This is a genomic window from Pandoraea sp. ISTKB, assembly GCF_001721285.1.
GTDB lineage: Bacteria > Pseudomonadota > Gammaproteobacteria > Burkholderiales > Burkholderiaceae > Pandoraea > Pandoraea capi.
Genome location: NZ_MAOS01000086.1, coordinates 1 through 4,207 on the forward strand (window position 1 = coordinate 1; position 4,207 = coordinate 4,207).

The following is a 4,207-nucleotide window of genomic DNA, read 5'->3' on the forward strand; positions in this document are numbered from 1 at the left end:
TCTCGCGCGGCACCATCCCTTCGGCGTCAAAGATAGGGGCATCCGATTGTGCGCTGGCAAGGCCGTCATGACGAGTGCGCTGATGCACCCAGTGGTAGCGGTCGCATCTTGATTTTTGAAGTTCACGTGCGGGACTGATGAAAGGTGATACGCGGGAGCCATCGATATTGACGGCCCCACCGGTTTTACCCCTTCACTTCGGGTGACCACCCGTTGCCACGTGAGTAAAGAATGATGCTCGGACTAACCGCCCTGTCCGACGAGACCACCGCATGCGCGAAAGTGTCGAAGTAGATCGCATGCTCCGGATCTGTTACGGGTGCCTTCTTTATCTCCTTGCTCGTCGCATCCCATTCAAAGCCCAGGTACCTCCCCTGCTGGTAGAACCAGACGACATGCCCTTGGCGTGGCAGCGTCTCAGGGATCTCGAATCCATTGTCTCCCCCTTCGCCACGGCCCTTTCCATTGTCACCATTCGAAGTGCTCATAAAGGTCCCCAATGATTTAGGTAGATTCAGCCGACAGACCGGCCAATTCCATCATCTCAGCAGTGCCGGACCTTGAGTTTCAGCAAACTCCGAATAAATTTTTCGATGCGTCGACTCTCGAAATGTACCGACAAGACGCGAAAACGAGTTTGATAACTCTTGACAAGCGCACTAGAGGCCTACCAACCCAGCCAACGCCAACCGGAGGAAATCATGATCAGCGCTGAACTCGGGCAAACCCTTGAGAGCTACGTTGCCGAGCTTGTCAAGAGGGGCCGGTACGGCTCGAAAAGTGAAGTGCTGCGCGAGGGCGTCCGGCTTATCCAGGGCCGGGAGACGCAGCTTGCCGCGCTGGATGCTGTCATTGAGAAGAGCATCGCCGATGCCGAAGCCGGTCGGGGTCGGCCGGCCGCCGACGCGTTTGACCGCCTTGAGAAGAATTATCAGGCGAAGGTGAACGACAAGGGATGATCGTTCACTTACTGCCAGACGCTATCGTCGACCTCGAAACCATTGGTGACTACATCGCGCCGGATAATCCGCGCCGTGCCTTGACGTTCATTCAGGAACGGCGAGACAAGTGAATGAGCCTTGCGGAGATGCCGTTCGCGTTACCGGTTGTGCCTCGAGACGAGCGGTTCGGTATCCGTCACCGCGTCTACGGCAACTATCAAATCTTCTATCGTGTGGTCGAATCGGACGAGCGAACCGATGCCGTCCACCTCCTGTACAGCGCGCGAAATTACGCTGCGATCTTGTTTCCCTGAGCACGCCGAGCCTTGGTATGCGATGTTTTAGCGAGGCATCGCATACCCACCCTCGGCGCACCGCCCACATCGCGTACGATGCCCAAAAAACCGACGTTACGGTACGGCGCTGCCGGGATCACGCCATCACACCACTGCCACCGATACGTCGTCGTCACGCTCGGCAAATGCGGCTGCACGCAATTGCGCACGCGCCTCTTCGAACGCCCCAACACCTGCCTTGAGACGCTTCGGATCGGACAGCACACGACGCCAACCACGTGCGCCCGGCACACCGCGATACAACCCCAATGCATGACGCGTGATCGCCCCCAGATACTGCCCCTTTTCGATCTGTAACGCGGCATATTCGATGAGCGCATCCTCGACCGCCTCGCGCGACTTCGACGGTGACGCATCGCCATAAAAGCGCGCGTCGACTTCGGCCAGCACGTAGGGGTTGTGATACGCCTCACGACCGAGCATCACACCATCGACATGCCGCAGATGCAGTTCGACTTCGTCGAGCGTCTTCACGCCGCCGTTGATGAGAATCTCGAGATGCGGAAAGACCTGCTTGAGACGATAGGCGTAGTCGTATTTAAGCGGCGGAATCTCGCGATTCTCTTTCGGGCTGAGCCCCTTGAGAATGGCGTTGCGCGCGTGAACGATGAACGTCGTGCAGCCGGCCTCGGCGATCTTGCCCACAAAGTCCTCGACGAACGAGAACGATTCGACGTCGTCGATCCCGATGCGATGCTTGACCGTCACCGGCACCTGCACCACGTCGCGCATTGCCTTTACACAATCAGCGACGAGCGACGGCTCGGCCATCAGACAGGCGCCGAACGCACCGCGCTGCACTCGCTCGGACGGACAGCCGCAATTCAGGTTGATCTCGTCATACCCCCACTGCTCGCCAAGCTTCGCCGCTCGCGCCAGATCCTGCGGCTCGCTGCCACCCAGTTGCAACGCCACGGGATGCTCCACCGCATCGAAGTCGAGATGACGCGCAACATCCCCATGCAACAACGCACCGGTCGTCACCATCTCGGTATAGAGCCACGTGTGACGCGACAACTGACGGTGGAAAACGCGACAGTGCGAATCGGTCCAATCCATCATCGGTGCGACGCTGACGCGGCGGGCAGGCAAGCTCATGCAAAATCCTCTGATACGGCAAACGCTGTTGTGAATGCCATTCACAAACGACATCGAACAGAACAGCGCGTCTTAATAAATGTAGCCGAAAGTATACGTCATGCCCCTATCGCGCGTCGGACTTGGGTGTGCGGAACCTCCGCCAACCAAGCACCGCAATATCCCCACTATCCGACAGCTTTTCGGCACCACACTTCGACGCACCGGGAGTACACTTCGTTGTCTATTTTAATAACAAGTTAATTAATACCGCGTTAGGAGACACCTCATGACACCGAAGGACCTGTTGCAGGCACTGATCGTCGTACTCGCCTGGGGCGTCAACTTCGTTGTCATCAAGGTCGGTCTACATGGCGTGCCGCCGATGTTGCTGGGCGCGCTACGATTCCTGCTCGCCGCATTCCCCGCGATCTTCTTCATCAAGCGTCCGCAAATCCCTCTGCGATGGCTCGTTGCGTATGGCGCAACGATTTCGTTCGGCCAGTTCGCCCTGCTATTCACCGCAATGTATGTCGGCATGCCAGCCGGACTGGCGTCGCTGGTGCTGCAAGCGCAAGCCTTTTTCACCCTGGGACTCGCGGTGATTTGCCTCGGCGAACGCTTCCGCGCGCAAAACGTCTTCGGATTGCTGATCGCGGCAGCCGGCCTCGCCGTCATCGGCATGCAAGGCGGCAGCGACATGACACTGATCGGCTTCGTGCTGACGCTATGCGCCTCGCTCAGTTGGGCGACGGGCAATATCGTGACGAAGAAGATCGGCAACGTCGATCTGGTTGGCCTCGTCGTCTGGGCCAGCCTGATTCCACCGATTCCCTTCGCCCTGCTCTCCTACTGGTTCGAAGGCCCCGAGCAAATCGCGAATTCACTGACACACATCTCCGGGTCGTCGATTTTCGCAATCGCCTATCTCGCCTTCATTGCCACGCTCGTCGGCTACTCCCTGTGGGGCCGCCTGATGACGCGCTACCCCGCCAGTCAGGTCGCGCCGTTTTCGCTGCTCGTCCCGATCATCGGGCTCGCATCAGCAGCCCTGCTACTCGACGAAACGCTCACGCGCGCGCAAATCTGGGGCGCAGCGCTTGTCATGGCAGGCCTCGTGGTCAATGTCTTCGGCGCGAAGATCAAACAGCGTCTGCTGCCGGCTTCGCAGTAGCAAGCCGCATGTGCAACAACGGAAACGGTCGACCCTGACCGTCAAGCGCCGAGCGCCCCGTCACTTCAAATCCCTCGCGCTGGTAAAACGCCAGCGCTTGCGGATTCTGCTCATTGACGTCGACGCTCGTACAGTCGAGCTCGCGCACCGCATAGGCAAGTAGCGCCGCACCGATCCCCTGCCGACGCGCCTCGGGCGCCACGAACAGCATCTCCACATTGCCCGGCGACACACCGAGAAATCCGCGAATGACACCTGCGTCGTCACGGAAGACGCGCAAGGTCACCGCCGCCAGATACTCGTCGCGGATTTTCGGACGCAGCCACGCGATGTCGTCCTCGCTCAGAAAATCATGCGTCGCCCGTACAGAGGCTTCCCAAAGCTCGGTGATGGCGTCAAATTCGTTTTCGTTTGCAGTGAAGATGCCGGACATGAAGTGCCCTGTCGTTGGATGTCGATCGAGATACCGGCGTACGCACGTGCTCGCCACACGACGAAGCGACGTGTGGCGCAACATGATCGCAGCGGCGAATGCGCGAATACGCGCAAATGGCAAAAGCTGAAACGCAAAAAGCCTGATTTCTTGGGGAAATCAGGCTTTCGAATTTGGTTGCGGGGACAGGATTTGAACCTGTGACCTTCGGGTTATGAGCCCGACG

Annotated in this window: 5 protein-coding genes; 2 read left to right on the forward strand and 3 right to left on the reverse strand. The window is 58.7% G+C overall.

Going from position 1 to position 4,207, the window contains the following annotated elements; all coding sequences use genetic code 11:
* Positions 1-185: 185 nt before the first annotated feature.
* On the reverse strand, positions 186-488 hold the full coding sequence (locus tag A9762_RS25950; protein ID WP_083254305.1) for a hypothetical protein: 303 nt from the start codon (positions 486-488) through the stop codon (positions 186-188).
* A 213-nt stretch (positions 489-701) separates the two neighbouring features.
* On the opposite strand from A9762_RS25950, the gene A9762_RS25955 reads away from it, so the two are divergent.
* Positions 702-959: a type II toxin-antitoxin system ParD family antitoxin gene (locus A9762_RS25955; protein ID WP_069344867.1), complete on the forward strand. Its 258-nt coding sequence runs from the start codon at positions 702-704 to the stop codon at positions 957-959.
* A gap of 422 nt (positions 960-1,381) precedes the next feature.
* On the opposite strand, the gene dusA is transcribed toward A9762_RS25955, so the two are convergent.
* Positions 1,382-2,395, reverse strand: coding sequence for a tRNA dihydrouridine(20/20a) synthase DusA (gene dusA / locus A9762_RS25965; RefSeq protein ID WP_069344864.1), 1,014 nt, complete (start codon positions 2,393-2,395; stop codon positions 1,382-1,384).
* A gap of 268 nt (positions 2,396-2,663) precedes the next feature.
* Between dusA and A9762_RS25970 the strand changes: the two genes are divergently transcribed.
* Positions 2,664-3,548, forward strand: a complete 885-nt coding sequence (locus A9762_RS25970; RefSeq protein WP_069344865.1) for an EamA family transporter — start codon at positions 2,664-2,666, stop codon at positions 3,546-3,548.
* Here the strand turns inward: A9762_RS25970 and A9762_RS25975 are convergent.
* The gene (locus tag A9762_RS25975; RefSeq protein ID WP_069344866.1) at positions 3,517-3,981 is read right to left on the reverse strand and encodes a GNAT family N-acetyltransferase; all 465 of its coding nucleotides are present in this window, start codon (positions 3,979-3,981) and stop codon (positions 3,517-3,519) included. The genes A9762_RS25970 and A9762_RS25975 overlap by 32 nt on opposite strands.
* Between the last annotated feature and the right edge of the window lie 226 nt (positions 3,982-4,207).